The organism is Dyella sp. PARNA 12/25, from assembly GCF_055702865.1.
In genome coordinates, this window is sequence record NZ_JBVQCI010000002.1 from 403,393 (window position 1) to 423,550 (window position 20,158).

General features: G+C 63.0%; 22 protein-coding genes. 10 read left to right on the forward strand and 12 right to left on the reverse strand.

The genetic code is table 11. The features are described 5' to 3' along the window. Positions 1-3 precede the first annotated feature (3 nt). Positions 4-486, reverse strand: a complete 483-nt coding sequence (locus AC0GUR_RS06485; RefSeq protein ID WP_472876644.1) for an FKBP-type peptidyl-prolyl cis-trans isomerase — start codon at positions 484-486, stop codon at positions 4-6. Positions 487-589: 103 nt separating this feature from the next. On the opposite strand from AC0GUR_RS06485, the gene dacB reads away from it, so the two are divergent. Beyond that, positions 590-2,203 carry a D-alanyl-D-alanine carboxypeptidase/D-alanyl-D-alanine endopeptidase gene (gene dacB / locus AC0GUR_RS06490; protein ID WP_472876645.1) on the forward strand — a complete coding sequence of 538 codons (1,614 nt, stop codon included), beginning with the start codon at positions 590-592 and terminating at the stop codon, positions 2,201-2,203. On the opposite strand, the gene AC0GUR_RS06495 is transcribed toward dacB, so the two are convergent. Further along, on the reverse strand, positions 2,188-2,673 hold the full coding sequence (locus AC0GUR_RS06495; RefSeq protein ID WP_472876646.1) for a glutathione peroxidase: 486 nt from the start codon (positions 2,671-2,673) through the stop codon (positions 2,188-2,190). The two genes, dacB and AC0GUR_RS06495, sit on opposite strands and share 16 nt — an antisense overlap. A gap of 166 nt (positions 2,674-2,839) precedes the next feature. On the opposite strand from AC0GUR_RS06495, the gene AC0GUR_RS06500 reads away from it, so the two are divergent. From AC0GUR_RS06500 to AC0GUR_RS06510, 3 genes are all read left to right on the forward strand, one after another. Then, on the forward strand, positions 2,840-3,868 hold the full coding sequence (locus AC0GUR_RS06500) for a methionine ABC transporter ATP-binding protein (protein WP_472876647.1): 1,029 nt from the start codon (positions 2,840-2,842) through the stop codon (positions 3,866-3,868). Then, positions 3,865-4,545 carry a methionine ABC transporter permease gene (locus AC0GUR_RS06505; protein ID WP_472876648.1) on the forward strand — a complete coding sequence of 227 codons (681 nt, stop codon included), beginning with the start codon at positions 3,865-3,867 and terminating at the stop codon, positions 4,543-4,545. The genes AC0GUR_RS06500 and AC0GUR_RS06505 overlap by 4 nt, the downstream gene beginning before the upstream one ends. Positions 4,546-4,607: 62 nt before the next feature. Continuing rightward, positions 4,608-5,411 (forward strand): MetQ/NlpA family ABC transporter substrate-binding protein, encoded by an 804-nt coding sequence (locus tag AC0GUR_RS06510; RefSeq protein WP_472876649.1) that lies wholly within the window; start codon positions 4,608-4,610, stop codon positions 5,409-5,411. Between the two features lie 103 nt (positions 5,412-5,514). On the opposite strand, the gene pncB is transcribed toward AC0GUR_RS06510, so the two are convergent. Further along, entirely contained in the window at positions 5,515-6,711 is a 1,197-nt protein-coding gene (gene pncB, locus AC0GUR_RS06515; protein ID WP_472876650.1) for a nicotinate phosphoribosyltransferase, read from the reverse strand. 229 nt (positions 6,712-6,940) lie between these two features. Between pncB and AC0GUR_RS06520 the strand changes: the two genes are divergently transcribed. Further along, entirely contained in the window at positions 6,941-7,861 is a 921-nt protein-coding gene (locus AC0GUR_RS06520) for a cytochrome c (protein ID WP_472876651.1), read from the forward strand. 219 nt (positions 7,862-8,080) lie between these two features. Here the strand turns inward: AC0GUR_RS06520 and AC0GUR_RS06525 are convergent, their stop codons facing one another. From AC0GUR_RS06525 to AC0GUR_RS06535, 3 genes are all read right to left on the reverse strand, one after another. Beyond that, complete coding sequence (locus AC0GUR_RS06525) at positions 8,081-9,121, reverse strand: aminopeptidase (RefSeq protein ID WP_472876871.1); 1,041 nt, start codon at positions 9,119-9,121, stop codon at positions 8,081-8,083. A 77-nt stretch (positions 9,122-9,198) separates the two neighbouring features. Beyond that, positions 9,199-9,564, reverse strand: coding sequence for a hypothetical protein (locus tag AC0GUR_RS06530; protein WP_472876652.1), 366 nt, complete (start codon positions 9,562-9,564; stop codon positions 9,199-9,201). 155 nt (positions 9,565-9,719) lie between these two features. Beyond that, complete coding sequence (locus AC0GUR_RS06535; RefSeq protein ID WP_472876653.1) at positions 9,720-10,322, reverse strand: rhomboid family intramembrane serine protease; 603 nt, start codon at positions 10,320-10,322, stop codon at positions 9,720-9,722. A 168-nt stretch (positions 10,323-10,490) separates the two neighbouring features. Between AC0GUR_RS06535 and AC0GUR_RS06540 the strand changes: the two genes are divergently transcribed. Beyond that, positions 10,491-11,372, forward strand: a complete 882-nt coding sequence (locus tag AC0GUR_RS06540) for a PhzF family phenazine biosynthesis protein (protein WP_472876654.1) — start codon at positions 10,491-10,493, stop codon at positions 11,370-11,372. Then, positions 11,369-11,836: a YaiI/YqxD family protein gene (locus tag AC0GUR_RS06545; protein WP_472876655.1), complete on the forward strand. Its 468-nt coding sequence runs from the start codon at positions 11,369-11,371 to the stop codon at positions 11,834-11,836. Before AC0GUR_RS06540 ends, AC0GUR_RS06545 begins: the two co-directional genes overlap by 4 nt. A 170-nt stretch (positions 11,837-12,006) precedes the next feature. Here the strand turns inward: AC0GUR_RS06545 and AC0GUR_RS06550 are convergent, their stop codons facing one another. Then, positions 12,007-12,894 carry an NAD(P)-dependent oxidoreductase gene (locus AC0GUR_RS06550; RefSeq protein WP_472876656.1) on the reverse strand — a complete coding sequence of 296 codons (888 nt, stop codon included), beginning with the start codon at positions 12,892-12,894 and terminating at the stop codon, positions 12,007-12,009. Positions 12,895-12,957: 63 nt separating this feature from the next. Then, on the reverse strand, positions 12,958-14,136 hold the full coding sequence (locus tag AC0GUR_RS06555) for a BaiN/RdsA family NAD(P)/FAD-dependent oxidoreductase (protein ID WP_472876657.1): 1,179 nt from the start codon (positions 14,134-14,136) through the stop codon (positions 12,958-12,960). A 109-nt stretch (positions 14,137-14,245) separates the two neighbouring features. Here AC0GUR_RS06555 and AC0GUR_RS06560 point away from each other — a divergent pair, with 109 nt between their 5' ends. Then, on the forward strand, positions 14,246-14,728 hold the full coding sequence (locus AC0GUR_RS06560; RefSeq protein ID WP_472876658.1) for a YajQ family cyclic di-GMP-binding protein: 483 nt from the start codon (positions 14,246-14,248) through the stop codon (positions 14,726-14,728). A 172-nt stretch (positions 14,729-14,900) separates the two neighbouring features. Here AC0GUR_RS06560 and AC0GUR_RS06565 read toward each other — a convergent pair whose 3' ends face one another. Together AC0GUR_RS06565 and AC0GUR_RS06570 are read right to left on the reverse strand one after the other, a co-directional pair. Continuing rightward, positions 14,901-15,587, reverse strand: coding sequence for a DUF1345 domain-containing protein (locus AC0GUR_RS06565; protein WP_472876659.1), 687 nt, complete (start codon positions 15,585-15,587; stop codon positions 14,901-14,903). 121 nt (positions 15,588-15,708) lie between these two features. Next, the gene (locus AC0GUR_RS06570; protein ID WP_472876660.1) at positions 15,709-15,984 is read right to left on the reverse strand and encodes a GNAT family N-acetyltransferase; all 276 of its coding nucleotides are present in this window, start codon (positions 15,982-15,984) and stop codon (positions 15,709-15,711) included. Between the two features lie 225 nt (positions 15,985-16,209). Between AC0GUR_RS06570 and AC0GUR_RS06575 the strand changes: the two genes are divergently transcribed. Next, positions 16,210-17,040, forward strand: a complete 831-nt coding sequence (locus AC0GUR_RS06575; RefSeq protein ID WP_472876661.1) for an intradiol ring-cleavage dioxygenase — start codon at positions 16,210-16,212, stop codon at positions 17,038-17,040. A 12-nt stretch (positions 17,041-17,052) separates the two neighbouring features. Here the strand turns inward: AC0GUR_RS06575 and AC0GUR_RS06580 are convergent, their stop codons facing one another. Next, a complete protein-coding gene (locus AC0GUR_RS06580) occupies positions 17,053-18,150 on the reverse strand; it encodes a 3-deoxy-7-phosphoheptulonate synthase (protein WP_472876662.1) in 1,098 nt (365 codons plus the stop codon). 257 nt (positions 18,151-18,407) lie between these two features. Between AC0GUR_RS06580 and AC0GUR_RS06585 the strand changes: the two genes are divergently transcribed. Next, positions 18,408-19,331, forward strand: a complete 924-nt coding sequence (locus AC0GUR_RS06585) for an oxygenase MpaB family protein (protein WP_472876663.1) — start codon at positions 18,408-18,410, stop codon at positions 19,329-19,331. Between the two features lie 93 nt (positions 19,332-19,424). Here AC0GUR_RS06585 and AC0GUR_RS06590 read toward each other — a convergent pair whose 3' ends face one another. Then, entirely contained in the window at positions 19,425-19,889 is a 465-nt protein-coding gene (locus AC0GUR_RS06590) for a VOC family protein (RefSeq protein WP_472876664.1), read from the reverse strand. Between the last annotated feature and the right edge of the window lie 269 nt (positions 19,890-20,158).

The following is a 20,158-nucleotide window of genomic DNA, read 5'->3' on the forward strand; positions in this document are numbered from 1 at the left end:
CACTCAGTGGTGGTGGCCACCTTCGCCGTGCACGTGACCGTGCGAGAGCTCTTCTTCGCTGGCGGCACGCACGTCGGTCACTTCGACGTCGAAATGCAGCGTCTGGCCGGCCAGCGGGTGGTTACCGTCGATGTGCACCGTCTCGCTATCAACCTTGGTCACGGTGACGTTGATGACGCCCTGCGGACCACGGCCCTGGAACTGCATGCCCGGCTGGATGTCTTCCACGCCCTGAAACGCCTCGCGCGGCACTTCCTGCATCAGTTCGGCGTGGTGCACGCCGTAGCCTTCTTCCGGCGCCACATCGACCTTGAACTGGTCGCCGACCTGGCGGCCTTCCATTTCCTTTTCCAGGCCCGGCACGATCTGGCCAACGCCCTGCAGGTACACCAGCGGCTCGCGGCCCTGGGAGCTGTCGAGCACCTGGCCCTGGTCGTCGGTCAGCGTGTAATGGAAGGAAACAACCGTGTTGTTGGCGATCTGCATGATGTTCTCGAATAGGGAGGGAGCACTGGCTGTGGCCGGCACGAAGCGTCAAGATTAACAGACTGGCTAGCCGGGGACCGGAGGGATTGGCGATACTTCGCCCATGGCCATGCCGCAATACCTGCTTCGCCGCTGCACTGCCGCCGTCCTGGGCATCGGACTGGCGAGCTTGGCGATGGCGGCCACGCCACCTGCGGCACCCCGCACTGCCGCCGCCCCAGCCGCCTCCATCGTGGCGCCGACGCTGGCCGAGCAGATCGACAACCTGATCGATCAGCCGCGCTTTGCGGGCGCCGACTGGGGGATCTCGGTGATCTCTCTCAGCAGCGGCCGTACGCTCTACGCCCGCCACGCCGACCAGCTGTTCCAGCCGGCCTCTACCGCCAAGCTGTTCACGGCTGCGGTGACGCTAGCCGAGCTGGGGCCTGATTACCGCATCCCCACTCGCTTACTGGCGGGTGGCGAGGTCCGCAACGGCCAGTTGGATGGCCCCCTGATTCTTTACGGAATGGGCGACCCCACGCTGGGCGCCGACACCGCCACGGCGCAATGGCCGGATCAGCTGGCCGCCCAGCTGTCCGCGCAAGGGCTGCGTCACGTGCATGGCGACCTGATTGCCGATGCCACCTATTTCGCCAGCCCGGTGATGGGCACGGGCTGGGAGGCCATTGATCTGCAGAGCTGGTTTGCCGTGCCAGCCACCGCACTGAGCGTGCAGGAAAACCAGGTGGACGTCACCGTGTCACCGGCTGCCGCAGAAGGCGCACCGGCTACGCTCAGCTTCACCCCATCCGGTGCGATACCGAGCATCGTCAACGAGATCATCACCTCCGCTGCACGCTCGCGCAACGACGTCAATCTCTATCGCGCGCCGGGCGATGGCGTACTGTATGCGTTCGGCAACATCGCTGCGAAATCCACGGCACAAAACTACAAGTTGGCCGTACCCGATCCGGCACGTTTTGCCGGCGAGCTGCTGCAGCAGGCGCTGGCTCGTCACGGCATCCAGCTCGACGGCAAACTAGTGTCGCTGCGCTGGCCGCGACGGGATACGGCCCTGCCCGCCCAACCCCGCACGCTGGCCGAGGTGCTCTCGCCGCCTGTCGGCGACATTCTCGGCCGCGGCCTCAAGCGTTCGCAGAACCTGTACCTGCAGAACCTGTTGCTGCTAGCGGGCGTGAAGGCGCAAGCCGACGCCGAGCAGCGCGAAGGTAGCCAGGGCTTCATCACCAGTGAGCGCTGGGGTATCCGCGCCATGCACCAGTTGCTGGAGCAGATCGGCATTACGCCCGCCGCCAGCATCATCGAAGAAGGCACGGGCCTTTCCCGTCGCAACCTCACCACGCCCCATGCGATGGCGCGGCTGCTCACCTATCTGGCCAGCCAGCCTTATGCGGCCACCTTGCAGGAAGCCCTGCCGGTGGCCGGTGTCGACGGCACGCTGCAATGGCGCATGCGCAACACCCCGGCCGAGAACAACGTCCACGCCAAGACCGGCAGCATGAGCTTCGTGCACAGCCTGGCCGGTTACGTCACCACCGGTGATGGCGAGCGGCTCGCGTTCGCCATCATGCTCAACAATTACGACCCACCGGCCGGCGCACCCAGCGCCAGCCATGACATCGACGCCATCGCGGTGCTGCTTGCCACCTCTCGCAATCCCATAGCGGCACCGGCGGCATCAGCCCCGGCAGTGGCGACTCATCCCGCCAACTGAGTCTGGATGTCCTTACTGATCTTCTCGGGCGTATCCGTGGGCGCGTAGCGCTTCACCACCCGACCGTCGCGGTCGACCAGGAACTTGGTGAAGTTCCACTTGATCGATTCGCTGCCGAGAATGCCCTTGCCCTCGCTCTTGAGCCACTTGTAGAGCGGGTGCGCACCGTCGCCGTTCACCTCGACCTTGGCGAACATGGGGAATGTCACGTCATAGCTGGTCGAGCAGAAGTTGCGGATCTCCGCCTCCTCGCCCGGCTCCTGGTGGCCAAACTGGTCACATGGGAAACCCAGCACCACCAGACCCTTGTCCTGGTCCACGCGCCACAGTGCCTCCAGGCCGGTGTACTGCGGAGTGAAACCGCATTTGGAGGCCACATTGACGATCAGCATGGTCTTGCCGCGAAATTCGGCGAGCGAGCGCTCATGGCCGTCGATGTCGCGGGCGGAGAAGTCGTAGACGGAGGTCATCGCAGCGTTCCTCGGGGGAGAAGACGCCAGTGTAGTCCGGCACGTAAGGACTGGGCGAGACCGGCCTATGCCTTTGTCATGGGACCACGGCGGGCACATGCCTTATGCTTTCGCCGGCCGGTATCCCCGGCGGCCGAAGCTTCCCCCGGTTCCACGAAGGTACCCCGTGATCAGATTTCAGGATGTCCACAAGTCCTACCGCGTCGACGGCCGGGACGTTCCCGCACTGCAACGTTTCAGCCTCGACATTGCCGATGGCGAAGTGTTTGGCATCATCGGCCATTCTGGCGCGGGTAAATCGACGCTTATACGTCTGATCAACTTGCTCGAGCGCCCGAGCGGCGGCCGCATCGTGATTGGCGACACCGATATGACGGCGCTTAGCGAAGCTCAGCTACGCCAGCAGCGCCAGCGCATCGGCATGATTTTCCAGCACTTCAACTTGCTGGCCTCGCAGACCGTAGCCGAGAACGTGGCGTTTCCGCTGCGGCTCGCCGGCGAGCGTGATAGCGCGGCCATCAGGAAACGCGTCGATGAGCTGTTGGCGCGTGTGGGCCTCACGGTGCATGCCGACAAATACCCGTCGCAGCTTTCGGGCGGTCAGAAGCAGCGCGTGGGCATTGCCCGCGCCCTGGCCAACCGCCCTTCCATCCTGCTTTGCGACGAAGCCACCAGCGCACTCGATCCGCAGACCACCGCGTCGGTGCTCGACCTGCTGGCCGAGATCAACCGCGAGCTGAAACTCACCATCGTGCTGATCACCCACGAAATGGATGTAGTACGCCGCGTGTGTGATCGCGTTGCGGTGCTGGATGCCGGCAATGTCGTGGAGAGCGGTGCGGTGGCCGACGTGTTCCTGCATCCCAAGCACAGCACGACGCGCCGGTTCGTCAACGAAGCGCTGCCGGAAGAAGCCGCAGGCGAGCAGATGCCGTTCGCGCATGTCGCAGGCCGCATCCTGCGCCTGTCGTTCCGAGGCGAAGCCACCTGGACCCCCGCGCTGGGCCGCGTGGCACGCGATACCGGGGTGGATTTCAACATCCTTGCCGGCCGCATCGACCGCATCAAGGACCTGCCCTACGGTCAGCTCACCCTCGCCATGAATGGCGCCCGCGTCGATGACGCCTTGGCCACCTTGCGCCAGGCAGGGATTGAAGTGGAAGAGATCACCCCGTCGCCGGAGAACCGCGCATGAGCGCCTCACTGCAAAGTCTGTTTCCCAATATTGACGACTGGAGCGAACTCGGCCAGGCCTGCATCGACACACTGCTGATGCTCGGTGGTTCGTTGCTGCTTACTGTGGTGATTGGCCTGCCGCTCGGCGTACTGCTGTATCTCACCGGCAAGGGCCAGCTGCGCGAAATGCCCAAGCTGTACGCCGTGCTGTCGCTGGTGGTGAATGTGCTGCGCTCGATTCCCTTCATCATCCTGATGATCGTATTGATGCCGCTCACGTATGTATTGGTGGGCACCAAGCTGGGCATCCGCGGCGCCATTCCACCGCTGGTCATTGGCGCGGCCCCGTTCTTTGCCCGACTGGTCGAAACGGCGCTGCGCGAAGTGCAGCACGGCGTGATCGAGGCCAGCCAGTCGATGGGCGCCACCACCTGGCAGATCGTGCGCCACGTGCTGTTGCCAGAAGCGCGCGGCGGGCTGATCGCCGGTACCACGGTCACAGCGATCGCGCTGGTGGGCTATACGGCCATGGGCGGCGCCATTGGCGCAGGAGGCCTGGGCGATCTCGCCTACCGCTACGGCTATCTCAGCTACAAGTCAGACTACATGCTGGTCACCGTGGTGCTGCTGATCGTGCTGGTACAGCTGCTGCAGATGCTGGGCGACCGCCTCGTGGCTCGCTACACCCGACGCTGAGCTTTGCATTCGGCGGTATGGACGGCTATTCTGGTGCGCCGCACCAAAGGTGATGCGCCACCATGAAGAAGCTGATTGCCGTTCTTGCCGCCCTGCTCCTGCTGGCGGGCTGCTCGTCCTCCAGTTCCAGCGGCGGCGATGCCAGCAGCCAGAAGCTGGTGGTGGCGGCCACGGCCGTGCCGCACGCGGAAATCCTCAAGCAGGTCAAGCCGATCCTGGCCAAGGAAGGTGTTGACCTGGAGATCAAGGTATTCGCCGACTACGTGCAGCCCAACACCCAGGTGCTGGAAAAGTCGATCGACGCCAACTACTTCCAGACCAAGCCCTACCTGGACGCGTTCAATCGCGAGCGCGGCACCAACCTGACAGTGGTCACGGGCGTGCACATCGAGCCGTTCGGCGCCTATTCGCACAAGCTCAAGTCGATTGACCAGCTGCCGGACGGCGGCACGGTCACCCTGCCCAACGATCCCAGCAACAACAGCCGTGCCCTGCTGCTTCTGGCCAAGCACGGCATCATCACGCTGAAGGATCCCAGCAACGAACTGTCCACGCTCAAGGACATCACGGCCAACCCGAAGAACTTGAAGTTCCGCGAGCTGGAAGCCGCCATGCTGCCGCGCACGCTGGACGAAGTGGACCTCGCCCTCATCAACACCAACTATGCGCTTGCTGCGGGCCTCAACCCGACCAAGGACGCGCTGCTGATCGAAGACAAGGATTCGCCGTATGTGAACTACCTGGTGGCGCGCCCGGACAACAAGGACGATCCGCGCATCCAGAAGCTGGCCAAGGCGCTGACCAGCCCGGAGATCAAGGCGTTTATTGAGCAGAAGTACCATGGCGCGGTGCTGCCGGCGTTCTGAAACCCGTTCTACTCCTGTAGGAGCGCACTTGTGCGCGACCAGCCCGGCGTCGATGTAACGACGATACGCCGCGGTCGCGCACAAGTGCGCTCCTACAGTGTCTTTAGCAAGTCACAGCTTCGGGGTCGGCCGGAATCTCGAACACCTGCCGCAGGTACGCCACATAGGCGCTGTCGTCGCACATGTTCTTGCCGGGTGTATCGCTGATCTTCGCCACCGGCTGGCCGTTGCAGCGAACCATCTTGATCACGATCTGCAGCGGCTCCGGCCCTACGTCGTTGGTGAGATTGGTACCTACGCCGAAGGCAAGTTGGCAGCGCCCATGGAAGTGCGCGAAAAGGCGCATCACTTTCGGCACGTCGAGACCGTCACTGAACACCAGCACCTTGCTGCGCGGATCAACGCGATTGGCCCGGTAATGAGCGAGTACGCGCTCGCCCCACGCGAACGGATCGCCGGAATCATGCCGCGTACCGTCAAACAGCTTGCAAAAGTACATGTCGAAGTCGCGCAGGAACGCGCTGAGGCCATAGACATCTGACAGGGCGATACCCAGGTCGCCGCGATATTCCTTCGCCCAGGTCTCCAGCGCGGCCACCTGCGAATCGCGCAGACGCGGCCCAAGCGCCTGGTGCGCCTGCAGGTATTCGTGCGCCAGCGTGCCTAGCGGAGTCAGGCCGAGCTTCCAGGCCAGCCACACGTTGCTGGTGCCCGCCAGCTGCGGACCCAGCCCTTCACGCAAGGTGGTTACCACTTCCTCGTGCCACTGGCGCGAGAAGCGGCGGCGCGTGCCATAGTCGGCGATGCGGCAGCTTTCGTAACCCTCGGTGTCGCGCAACAGCGCAATTTTCTCGCGAAGGCGACGACGCCCCTCGCTCAGATCGAGTCTCGGCTGCGTGTTGCGGAAGTACACCTCGTTGATGATCGCCAGCAGCGGCACTTCAAAAAGAATGGTGTGCAGCCACGGGCCTCGGATGCGTATCTCGATCTCGCCAGGCCCGTCCTGCGCCGGATAGATCTCGACGTATTTGGCGTTGAGCTGAAACAACCCGAGGAAGTCGACGAAATCGCTTTTGATGAAGCGCCAGGTGCGCAGGTAGTTCAGCTCTTCCGGCGTGAACCGCAGCGAACACAGCCCATCGAGCTCCTGGCGAATCTCCTGGATGTAGGGCACCAGATCGATACCCGGATTGCGGCACTTGAACTTGTACTCCACCTGCGCTGCAGGATAGTGGTGCAGCACCACTTGCATCATGGAGAACTTGTAGAGATCGGTATCGAGCAGGGAGGTGACGATCATCGGCGCTCACGCGGCACGGGGGAATGTGACGATTATCCCCGCGTTGGCACCATGGCGGCGAGCCCGACGCGCATCCCGCAAACAAATAAAAACCTCGGTAGTCAGGGGAGGGACTACCGAGGTTTTGTCAGGCCGGTCTCAAACAAAGAGGGGAACAGGACCGACCCCCCAGCAGTGCGATGAAACTGCACCGCTTCCTGTCGCCATCACGGCGATACGATGACTTAGTGTGGTCGGCCTTGACCTAGTTCAAGTGGACTGCCGGATCTGTTCAGCTTTTGGCAAGCTGGCGGGCAGCCCTACAATCGTCGGCCACACCCGACCGGATCGCCCGATGCTCCCGCTGCTGCGCCGTCTAAGCTTTTTAATGTTGTTCCTTGCCCTGCCGTTGCAAGCGGCCGAACTCAGCGTCGACCTCGGGCATGGCGTGCACACCTACTCCACGGAGCAGCTGCTCGCCCGCAGCGATGCACGCATTATTCACATCCCCGACGACGTTTCGTTCAAACACGCCATGCACTACCGCGCCGTACCGTTGAAGGCGCTGTTGCAAGGTGCAAGCGCGGACGACGCCTTGCTGTTCGTTGCTACGGACGGTTTCGCCGCGGAGATCCCGGCCAACCTGATCCTGCACGCGCACGGCTCAGAGGCGTGGCTGGCGATCGAGGAGCCCTCTCAGCCGTGGCCACAGCTGGCCGAAGCCAAGGGGGGCGCCGGCCCGTTCTACGTCGTGTGGACCGATCCGCAAGCCATGAAGGTCGGCTCCGAGCAATGGCCTTACCAGCTGTCTACCATACGGCGGCTATCACCGGTGGCCGAGCGGTTCCCCGGGATCCTGCCCGACCCTGCGTTGAAGCCGGACAGCGAGGTGCGCCACGGCTTCACTGTTTTTGAACGGAGTTGTTTCGCCTGCCACACACTCAACAAGCAGGGCTATGCGCAACTTGGCCCCGACCTCAACGTTCCGCACAACCCCACCGAGTATCTTCGCGAAGACCTGCTGCGTGCCTACATACGCAATCCTCAATCGTTGAGGCATTGGCCGCAAGCCCGCATGCCCGGTTTTGATCAGCAAGCCATCTCTGATGAGGATCTGAACGCGCTGTTGGCGTATTTGCGCCATATGGCGGGGCGTAAAAGCGAGCACTAGAAACCGCACAAGATTTCCATTTGATCCCGTTCACCCTCACCGTCACCCCCGCGAAAGCGGGAAGCGCTTTACAACAGCGAAGCTGGTCATCCAGTGCCTTTAAGCGGCAAGGGAAACTGAAAGTCGCTGGATTTCCGCCATCGCGGGCATGACGGTGAGGGGAGATATGGTCGCGCGAAGATGTAGAGAATGCGCCTGAAGACAAATCGCGCAAGATTGTCATAACGACGGCGCACTCAACGACTGATTGCTCGCCTCCAACCACTGCTGAAGCAATTGCTCGCGCTGAGCATGCGGCGTTTGCGCAAACTGGCGCACGCTGGCGTAAAACGCTGGCCACTGCTTTTCGGCATGCTTGAATAGCGCGCCGAAAGCAGGCGTCCAACGATCATAGAGACCGAACGGCAGCAAGCGTGCATTGTTGATGGGCGCCTTGACCCAGGTGTCGTAACGGTGATCGTTCGGCCATTCCCGGTCGCGCCATTGCGCATAGCGTGTGCGGAAGTCTTCGATCTCCCGTTGCTTGCCCGCCGCCATGGTCGGCTCGTCGACGCCGCTGGCATATAACGCCTTCAAACGGTCTCGCAGGTCGAGCACCAGCCGAGTGAAACCGTCGTCCATCGCCTTGAGATGCCGGTCCTGCGGCGGCAGCCCGCGCGATTGTCGCCATTCGCGCAACCCTTCCTCCTGCACGAAACTGGCGAAGGATTCGTTGAACGCACTGTCGTCCTTTACATAGATCAACTGGTGCGCCAACTCGTGAAAGATGGTGCCGGCCAGTTCGTCGTCGTCCCAGCGCATCATGCTGCTCAGGATGGAATCCGAGAACCAGCCCAGCGTGGAATACGCCGGCACGCCTCCAATGTAAACGTCGTTGCCCTTCGCCTTCAGCCTCGCCGCTTCGTCATCAGCTTTGCCGCGGGAGAAATAACCGCGATAGGCGACGCAACCGGCAAAGGGAAAGCAGTGTTGCAGCGGCGCCACCGAGTACGGCGGTGTCGCAAAGACGTTCCACACCACGTAGGGGCGATCCAGCTGCACGTAGCTGGTGTAGCTGCGGTTATCCGGCAGATCCAGATGGGTGGAAGCGAAACGCCGCGCCTCTTGCGCCACCATCAACCGCTGGCGGGTAGCCTGATCGGTGGAAGGGTCCTTGACCACCGTCGCCACATCCCGGCGCTGCATCACCAGCTCGCCCTGGCCGCGCGCCACGTGGCTGTAGTAGCCCATCGTGCTGCAGGCGGAAAGCAGCAGACCCATCGCCGTCGCGGCGATGGGCCTGAGCATCTTTGCGGTTAGCGGCAATGCGGACAACAGTCTCATGCCGCGATTGTGCTTCAGTGGCCGTGACCGCTCCAGCCGCCATGGCCGCCACCCCAGCTCCCGTGGCCACCGCCCCAGCTTCCGTGACCACCGCCCGGGTGGCCATGCCAGTAGCCGCCACCGCCGTAATAGCCGCGGTGGTAGTAGCCCGAACCGCCGTAAATTCCGATGGCCACCGGTGCGTAGCAGCAACCGTAGTAGCCGTAATAGCCGGGGTAGTAGTAGCCCGGGTAGTAGCCGCCGCTGTAGACCACGCTGGTGCCATAGTACGCGCCGCCACCACCCGCCGACCGTACGTAGCTATAACCCGGATCGTAGTAGCAACCGGACAATGCCGCGGCAGCTACCGCCAAGGCAAAACCGGCGAACATGCGTTTCATGACTCGAGGCCTCAGGGGGGAGGACAACACCACTCTGGACCTGCGTCACCCCGTACGCAATCAATCGCGCACGCGCGCCCGGCGAACGTTTAGCTGCCAGCCATGCTGGATGCCGGCGCGCGTTTAAGGCCATGCTTACGGCACCGATGCACCATTCAGAATCGCGGCTGCGCAAGCTGCGAAAGGAAGTGCGAGAACACCTCCGGACGCACCAACAAAGTAAACGCCACGCCGAAGGCGGCGCCCCATAGATGCGCGCTATGGTTGACGTTGCCCTGCCCGCGCCGATCCATGTAGATCGAATAGCCCACGTAAAGCACGGCATAGATGATGGCCGGCATCGGCAGCACAAACACCACGATGCGCGCCCATGGCGCAATCAGGATGTAGGAAAACAACACCGCCGATACCGCACCGGAGGCACCCAGGCTGCGGTAATTCGGGTTGCTGCGGTTGTTCAGGTAGGTCGGCAGAATCGAGACCACCAGCGCCAGGATGTAGAACAGCGCAAAACCCAGTGAGCCCAGCCACGCGGTGTAGAGCCCTTCCATCGCGCGACCGAAGAAGAACAGCGTGATCATGTTGAACAGCAGGTGGCCAAAGTCGGCGTGGATTAGCCCGTAGGTCACCAGGCGGTGGTACTCGCGGTTGCGCGTGATGGCCGGCGGCCACAGGATCAGGTCGTTCATCAACCGGGCGTTGTTGAACGACATAAAGGACACGACACAGGTGATGGCGATAATGATCAGGGTGACCATGCGGTGTTCCGTAACCGTCGGCAGGCAGTGACAAAGAGCACGCATCTTGGCGGCGCGCGGCCCGCTTGTCGACACCGCCATACGCGAATCAGGCAAGCATGAGCGGGCCGAAGGCACTATCATTCGCGCCTTTCGCGCGTTTCCCCCACGCCTGCAGGCATATCCCCCATGTCGATCCGTTACCTGCATCTGGACGTCTTTGCCGCCACGCCCGGCGGCGGCAACCACCTGGGTGTCGTCACCGACGCCACTGGCTGGAGCGATGCCCAAATGCAAGCTTTCGCCCGCTGGACCAACCTGGTCGAGACCACTTTTCTGTTGCCACCGAGCCAGCCTGGCGCTAGCTACCGCGTGCGTATCTTTACGCCGCACAAGGAAATTCCCTTTGCCGGCCACCCCAGCATCGGCAGCGCACATGCCGTGCTGCTGTGCGGTCTCGCCACGCCGAAAGACGGCGTGTTGTGGCAGGAATGCGGTGCCGGCGTGCTGCCCATTCGCGTCGAGGCCAACGGCCATGGCGAACAGTTACTTTTGAAATCACCGCAGGCCACGGTGGAAAAAACCGGCCGCGATGCCCACCCGATGCTGCAAGCTGCGCTGGGCGGGATCGAGCTCGGCACGTTGCCGCCCGCCTACGTCGCCGGGGGCAGGCACTGGTGGCTGGCGGAATGCGCCGACGAGGCCAGCCTGCGCCGCTGGCAACCGGATCACTCCGCGATTGGCGCGTTGGCGCATGACACTGACAGCCTTGGCCTGTGCGTCTTCGCGCGCAGCTCGCATCCCGACTATCAGCTGGTCGTGCGTGCGTTCCCCGCCGGAGTCGGCCTGGTGGAAGACCCTGCCTCCGGTGCTGCCAATGGACTGATTGCCGCCTACATTGCCCACGCGGAGCCCAATGGTCCGCTGGCGCGTGGCTACACCGTGAGCCAGGGCCGCGAGATCGGCCATGACGCCAGCCTCACCGTGCGCATCGATGGCGATACGGTGTGGATCGGTGGACGCACCAACACCATCATCGACGGCGCCCTGCACTGGAACGGCGCGGCGTGAATGCCGCCGCGCAAATCTGGGTGGACGCCGACGCCTGCCCTGTGGCGATCAAGGAGGTGCTGTTTCGCGCCGCCGATCGCGAGCAGGTGCAGGTGACCCTGGTGGCCAACCAGTGGCTGCGCACGCCGTCTTCGCGCTTCGTGCGTGCGATCCAGGTGCCGGGTGGATTCGACGTGGCCGACAACGAGATCGTGCAACGCGTCTGCGCTGACGATCTGGTCGTCACCCAGGACATCCCCCTTGCCGCTGCGGTGATCGCCAAAGGTGCGTTGGCCATGCATCCGCGCGGCGAGTTGTATACCGCGGACACCATCGCGCAACGGCTGGGCATGCGGAATTTCATGGATGAACTGCGTAGCGCCGGCGTCGACACCGGCGGCCCTTCCGCATTCCATCCGCGCGACAAACAGGCCTTCGCCAATCAGCTCGATCGTTGGTTGACGCGGCGACGCCAAGCCCGCTGACACCCCTGCATGCTTCTTTTGTAGGAGCGCACTTGTTCGCGACCGCAGCGCAACGTTCTAGCCTTAGCGAATCGTGGTTGCAGATTGCCGGCAACGCTGATCACCGAATATGGCAGTCGACATGAAGTCTTCAGTCGCGCACAAGTGCGCTCCTACAAGTGGTTGGTCACTTAGAGTTTGCGTTCGTCCAAATGCGCATGACGCGCGGCGACTTGCGCCAGGATCGCCCAGTCCACATCGTCATCACCGGCCGATAGCGCTTCGAGCAAGTGCTCACGCAACAGCCCGGCCAACGGCAGCGGAACGCGCGCTGCATCGGCGGCAGACAATGCCAGTCCAATATCCTTGTAGCCCAGGGGCAATGCGAAACCGGCAGGCGTGTAGCGTTGTTCCGCCATCAGCTGGCCATAGACCTTGTAGGCCGGTGCAGCAAACAACGTATTGGTCATCACATCGAGGAAATCGGCGGCACTGACACCATGCGCACGCGCCAATGCGGAAGCCTCCGCCATGCTTTCGATCGCCGCGCCGAGCATGAAATTGCCAGCGATCTTCACCACGTTGGCGCGTTCAGGTGATTCACCCAACGGCCAGATGCGACTCCCCATAGCTTCCAGCAGCGGCCTGACCATTTCGATCACGGACGACTTACCGGCAGCCAGGATATTGAGCTTGCCCGCTGCCGCGACATCCGGTCGCCCGAACACCGGAGCAGCCACGTAATCGAGTCCGCGTTGGATATGCGCTGCCGCCATCTCTCGGGCCAGCGCCACGGAGATGGTGGCGTGATTGACGTGTACCGTGCCCTTGTCCATGTCGTCGAGCAGACCGCCGACAAAGAACACATCGCGGATGGCCTCGTCGTTGGCCAGCATGCTGAACAACACCTCGCCCTGCGCCGCGCGATCGGCGCTCTTCACCACCTTGGCACCGAGCGACGCCAACGGCTCAGTGGCGCCCGACGAGCGATTCCAGACGGTGACCTCGTGGCCGGCCTTGATCAGGTTGCTCGCCATGGCGCTACCCATGGCACCGAGGCCGATAAAACCTACTTTCATGCGCTTCCTCCAGAACGTGTCGCACGCCCAGTGGATCACGCTACGCGTTCAACTCGCGCGAAATCACACGACTTCGCCAGCCGCGTGACCGGACGCCCATGCCCACTGGAAGTTGTAGCCACCCAGCCAGCCGGTGACGTCGACCACTTCCCCCACAAAAAACAGGCCAGGCACGAGCTTCGATTGCATGGTGGCCGAGGAAAGCCCATCAGTATCGACACCGCCCAGCGTCACTTCTGCCGTGCGATAGCCTTCGGTGCCACTGGCGACGATGGGCCAGTCGTGCAGCTGCGCGCCGATCTCAGCCAGCTCCGCTTCGCGGTACTGACGCATGGGGCGACTCTCGAACCACAACTCACAAAGTCGCTGCGCGAGACGCCGCGGCAACAGGTCGGCCAGCACGTTCTTCAGCTCGGCAGCCGGGCGTGCCGCACGTTGCGCTTGCAGCCACTCGGCGGCACCGGTGTCTGGCGAAAGGTCGATGCGCAGATCGTCGCCAGGTTGCCAATAGGAAGAAATCTGCAGAATGGCCGGTCCGCTGACGCCACGATGCGTGAAGAGCATGCCTGCGCGAAACGCGCGCTTGCCCACTCGCGCTTCGACCATGGGTAGCGCCACGCCCGAAAGATCCTGATAGCGCTCCTGATGCTTGCCGCTCAAGGTCAGCGGCACCAGGCCCGCCCGCGTCGGCAAGACGTTATGACCAAACTGGCGGGCCACTTCGTAGCCGAAGCCCGTGGCGCCCATGGTCGGGATGGACAAGCCACCCGTCGCCACCACCAGCGATTGTGTATGCACTTCGCCATGCGACGTCGTGACGTTGAAGCCCTCGTCGGTCTTGCGCACGCGCTGGACACCGCAACTGGTTTCGATGCGTACGCCGGCCTGTGAACACTCATCGAGCAGCATGCGCACGACGAGTTTGGATGACTCATCGCAGAACAATTGCCCGAGTTCTTTTTCGTGGTAGGCGATGCGGTGCTTCTCCACCATCGCAATGAAATCCCACGGCGTGTAGCGCGCCAGCGCGGACTTGGCGAAATGCGGGTTGGCCGACAGATAGCACGCCGGCGTCACCCCCATATTGGTGAAGTTGCAGCGCCCGCCACCGGACATCAGGATCTTCTTGCCCACCTTGTTGGCATGGTCGATCACCAGCACGTTGCGGCCGCGCTGCCCCGCCACCATGGCGCACATCAGCCCGGCGGCACCAGCACCGATGACCAGAACATCTACCTTCACGCGCGCACCGCCGTCATAACCTGCTCCATCCACATAAGCCGGGCATTATCCGCCAGGCGGGGCCACATCGCTTAAACTGAGCCTTTCCATATCCCCCGGAGCCACCACCATGCCCTCGTTTGACGTGATCTCCGAAGTCGACAAGCACGAGCTGACCAATGCCGTGGACCAGGCCAACCGCGAACTGACCAGCCGCTTCGACTTCAAGGGTACCGACGCCAAGTTTGAGCTGGACAATTTCGTGATCACCCAGAGCGCGCCCAGCGAATTCCAGCTGGAACAGATGCTGGACATCCTGCGCGGCCGCCTGACCTCACGGAAGATCGATATTCGCGCACTGGAAGTAGGTGATGCCGAAACCAATCTCGGCGGGTCACGCCAGAAGATCACCGTGAAACAGGGCATCGAGCAGCCGATTGCCAAGAAGCTGGTGGCCACGCTGAAGGAGGCCAAGCTGAAGGTCGAAGCGCAGATCAACGGCGACAAGCTGCGCGTGACCGGCAAGAAACGTGACGACCTGCAGCTAGCCATGGCCGTGCTGCGCAAGGCGGATGTGGAGTTGCCGCTGCAGTTCGACAATTTCCGCGACTAATGCCCGCCTGAAGGTCAGGAGTTCAGCTCCCCCTGTAGGAGCGCACTTGTGCGCGACCGCAACGTTTTATCGAAGGCCAAGAGTCGCGAAAATCGTGAACCGAAACGCTTCGCGGCTCTGCGGTCGCGCACAAGTGCGCTCCTACAGGAGGCGGTGCTGAGGGGCCACACGCTCAGCCCGCCAGCCCCGCCGCAATATTCACGCTGATCGCAATGATGAATACGTTGAAGAAGAACGCGATCACGCTATGCAATAACGCCACGCGACGCAGATAGCGGCTGGTGATCTGCACATCGGACACCTGAAAGGTCATGCCGATCACGATGGCGAAGTACGCGAAATCCCAGTAGTCAGGCTGGGTGGTGCCGGGAAATTCCAGTCCTTCGTGCTTCTTGCCGAAGTCGCCGTAGTAGCCATGGGCGTAATGCATGGCAAACATCACATTGAGAAACAGCCACGACAGCACGATGCTGGCTGCCGCGACCAGCAGCGCCTGAGCGCCGCCGCTGCGCGCCGCGCCCATCTCCGTGGTGAGCGCCAAGGCCACCACGGCCGTCAGCGCCAGCGCGGTCCACAACACGCCCCAGCGCCCTGTGTCCTGCTTGCGCGCCTGGCTTTGCATCAGTTCCGGCGCGGTGCAGCGGTTGAACATCAGCGCAAGCGCGAGCAGATACACCAACACGCCCACGTCAAAGCTCAATAGCAGCGCTTTCGGCGGCTTCAAATGCAGGCCCAGCCACAGCACCAGCCCTGTGGCCAGGAAAACGGCAGCCGATGCTGACAAACGCGGCCGGGCGCGAAGAATGCCCAAGGGAATCTTGTGGCGTGCAGCGGGCGGTTCGCCGCCAGGCACGTTCATGCAACAGCCTTTGCGCAAGGCTTACGACACGTCATCAAGGCGAATCTCCCATGGCCCGCCGCCGGGCATGGCGCATCTTAATGCGTCTCACCGGCGGTGCAGTGGCTATCGCCCAAAAGCTTCAGATGTGCAGATCAGCGTATTCCGGATGCCGTGTCATCCATATCTCGGAGTACGAACAGGCAGGATCAACTTTCCAATGCTCTTCGCGGGCCGTGTCCAGCGCCGTACGCACCAGGTTGGAGGCAATGCCGCGGCCGCCGACGGCCGAAGGAACGATGGTGTGAGTGATGGTCATGACACCATTGATCAGCGTGTAGTCGAGCACGCACGGCACACCGTCCACCTTGATCTCAAAGCGATGTGTCTGGGGGTTGTGACTGATCTCGGCGGACATGAAACGCTCCCACGGCATCACAAGGCGGCGCAGGATAAAACACCCGGCGGCGAATCGCATGTGAAGGCAACGCCGTTTGGCTTTCGCGTTTCGTGCATGACCGGCTCGGCATACTGCGCCAACTTGCGCCCCCGTGGCGACTTCACCGCTTGTCATCCCCAAAGCCCCCCGGGCGTTCGATAGATGCCGCGTCTTCATGGCGCCCCGTCATCATCGGAACACCTCGTGAAAATCACCTGGAATCGACGGCACTTTCTGCAACTGTGCCTGGGCGGCATCGCCGCCCTGCCCTTGTCCCGTATCGCGCGTGCGCTTCCAGATGGACGTGCTGCTTGTCGCCTCAGCCCGGAACAGACGGAAGGGCCTTACTACCTGGATCGCGCACTGCTGCGCCAGGACATCACCGAAGGCAGACCCGGTTCACCACTGACACTGCGCTTCCAGGTGCTGGACAGCCGCACGTGCCGGCCGCTGAGCGACAGCGCGCTGGAGGTGTGGCACTGCGACGCGCAAGGCTTGTACTCAGGATTTACCACCATGACGCCAGGCGGCCCAGGCATGGGGCCACCACCCGGTCGACCGCCGCACGGCATGCCGCCTGGCCCACCGCCGGGTGGTGGCGGCGCGCCACATGGCATGCCACCGAAGAGCGTGGCGACCGACGAGTTGACCTTCCTGCGCGGGGCGCAGGTTGCCGATGCGCGGGGACAAGCCGAGTTCCACACCATTTTTCCCGGCTTTTACGCTGGTCGCTGCAACCACATCCATCTCAAGTTGCATGTGGGCGGGCAGATGCAGGATGGCCATTACCGCGGTGGGCAGGTGGTGCACACCGGGCAATTGTTCTTTCCCGAAGCCGCAAGCATCGCTGCGATGGCGGGCACGCCCTACCAGCATCGCGGCGAACCGCGCACGACGTTGAATGAGGACAACGTCTACACCTCCCAGCACGGCAAGGAGTCGGTGGCAGCGCTGAGCGTGGAAAACGGTATCCAGGTGGCGCAACTGACGCTTGCCGTCGACCCGAGTGCGCTGAGTCGCGAGGGTCGCAGCTGAGATTCACCTCGCTCAGCAACCCACCGCGACCCGCACCTGGCGCCGTGCTGCACGTTCGATACCGCGACGAGCACGCACGGCGTGCGCGAGACGATTGAGCACATCGACCGTGGTATCCCAGCCAATGCAGCTATCGGTGATGCTTTGGCCGTAGCGTAGTGGCTGCCCCGGAACCAACTCCTGGCGACCACCCACGAGGTGGCTTTCCACCATGACACCCACGATGCGCCGCTCGCCACCTTCCAACTGTGCGGCGATGTCGTCCAGCACGCGCGGCTGGTTTTCCGCCTGCTTGCCGCTGTTGGCGTGGCTGGCATCGATCATCACACGGTTATCCAGCCCAGCCCGCACGATGGTTGAGCAGGCGGCATCCACACTGCCCGCGTCATAGTTGGGCGCTTTGCCGCCACGCAGGATCACGTGGCAATCCTCATTACCGGTAGTCGCGGCAATGGCCGTCTGGCCGTCCTTGGTGACCGCCAGGAAATGGTGTGGCTGTGATGCTGCTTGCACGGCATCGACCGCGATTTTCACGTTGCCGTCCGTGCCATTCTTGAAACCCACCGGGCAGGACAACCCGGAAGCGAGCTCGCGATGCACCTGGCTTTCCGTGGTCCGCGCGCCAATGGCGCCCCACGCCACCAGATCGGCGATGTACTGCGGCGTGATCATGTCGAGGAACTCGCAGCCCGCCGGCACGCCCCGCTCGTTGATATCTCGCAGCAGCCCACGCGCCATGCGCAGCCCCTTGTCGATGTGGAAGCTGCCGTCGAGATCCGGGTCGTTGATCAGGCCCTTCCAGCCCACCGTGGTACGCGGCTTTTCGAAGTACACCCGCATCACGATCTCCAGTTCGCTGGCATGCTGCTCGCGCAAGGCCACGAGCCGGTCGGCGTATTCCAGCGCCGCTGCCGTGTCGTGAATCGAACACGGGCCAATGACGACGGCTAGACGGTCGTCGGTGCCGGCCAGAATGCGGTGCAATGCCTGCCGTGACGTGGTCACGGTGTTCGCTGCGCGCGCGCTGATGGCGCAATCACGCATGACCTCCGCTGGCGTGCTCAGCGTGGTGATGGTGCGAATGCGCAGATCGTCGGTGGAAGGGTTCACGGTGGTCTCCTGGTGGGGTGCCACTCGCGACCATAAAAAAGGCCGCCAGTGGTGGCTGGCGGCCTTTTTGGGAATGGTGACTTGTCGTTATGACAGTCGCGACCAACCCTCCGCCAGCGGCATCGGATAGCCGTAAAACCAAAAATACTGGCGAGTGGGTTGGAAGGTCATGGGCAGTAGAGATAACACAGGCTTTTCGCGCATGCAAAGGATGCATTTGAAACCAACGGCCTGCTGCGACCGTTACACTCACGACCATGTCGTCACCCTGGAACATCCTCACCCGCCCGGCCCGTGAACCGATCCGCCGCTGGGTGCTCAGTGCTTTTCCGCGTGGCGGCGGTGGCCATGTCGACTACGACCAGCCTCTGGGTGACGTCGGCCTGTTCGGCCCACAGAGCGCCACCTGGCGCGTACATGCCGACTTTCCCGGCATGCTTTCCGGTGGTCTGGCTGCACTGATGCTGCAGACGCTGCATCCGCTCGCGCTGGCGGGCGTGTGGGATCACTCCAATTTTCGCGACGACTTGATTGGCCGCCTGCGCCGCACCACTTCGTTCGTCAGCGGCACCACCTATGCGCCAGTCGATCAGGCGCACGCGTTGATCGAGCGGGTGAAATCCATCCATGCCCAGGTGCGCGGCGTTGCCGAAGATGGACGTCCATATGCCGCGGATGACCCGCACCTGCTGACCTGGGTGCATGTCACTGAGGCCTACAGTTTCCTGCAGGGTTACCGTCGCTACAGTCATCATCAGCTGCCAGCCGACGCAGCGGATCGCTACTACGACGAAGTGCGCCGTATTGCGGAGGCCCTTGGTGCTCGTGACGTGCCGGCATCGGGGGCGCAGATCCACACCTATTTCCGCCAGATTCGTGCGGAGCTGACCTTCAGCGGGCGCTCGCGCGAAGTGTTGAAGGTGCTTTCGCGCGTCCGCCTGCCGGTGCCTATTGCGGGCTTGTCCCGCGACGTATTTTTGCAGGCCGGCGCGGCCCTGCTGCCCGAATGGGCAGAGGACCTGCTGGAGCGCTCGCCGTTGCAGCGTGCGCAGGCACGACTGGCTGCACGTGCCTTGTGGTCGGTGGCGCCGGTATTCCGCGCCGCCCTGCACGATGGCATCGCCAGCCGCGCCTGTGCGCGTGTCGGCGTGCCAGCCGATACGCTGCAGCATTGGCGGTGACTTTGAACCGCCAGCGACACGAGTCAGACGCTATGCTCGTCATTCCGGCGCAGGCCGGAATGACGAGTTTTGTGCTCTGCTGGGGTGCCGCTCTCAACCCTCCACCATCATGGCGTCATAGCGGCGCTGCATCTCCTCAGGGCTCACCTCTTCGATCTGGTGGCCAAGCAACCACTCATGGCCGAACGGATCGCGCACTGTGCCGCCACGCTCGCCGTAAAACGCATCTTCGGCTGGCCGCACGAGTGTGCCGCCGGCCTCCACCGCCCGGGCAAGCGCGGCGTCGGCGTTGTCCACGTGCAGGTGAATCGACACGGTGGTACCACCGAGGCTCTGGGGGCCAACGATGCCATGCTCGGGAAATTCGTCGGACACCATCAACAAGACGGGTCCCAGCTCCAGTTCGGCATGCCCTACCCGCCCGGTGCCTGGCTCATCGAGCCGCATCCGGAGCCGAGCGCCGAACGCTTGCTGGTAGTAAGCCAGAGCCGCGTTGGCATTGCGCACGCGAAGGTAGGGAAACACTTCCTTGATGACGGGTGGTTTCGAGGTATTCATCGCAAGACTCCATGAGTGGGCCGGTGCAAGGACACTATGCCTGCCATCCCGTCCGGTCTTGGAAAAAATCTGAGTGCCTCCTGAGATTGACACGCCAGCCCTTTCCGTTAACGTCGCCAGACCGGACGTCAGGGGCTGAGGGTCTGACTTGTGCCTTAGGGTGCCTCGCGTTGAGGTGGTGTGGCCGCCAGAGCGCCTCAACCCTCCGGGCCGGGTCTGTTTGCCCGCAAGCCGGCGTCATCACTCAGTCGTGTATTGACATACACTCC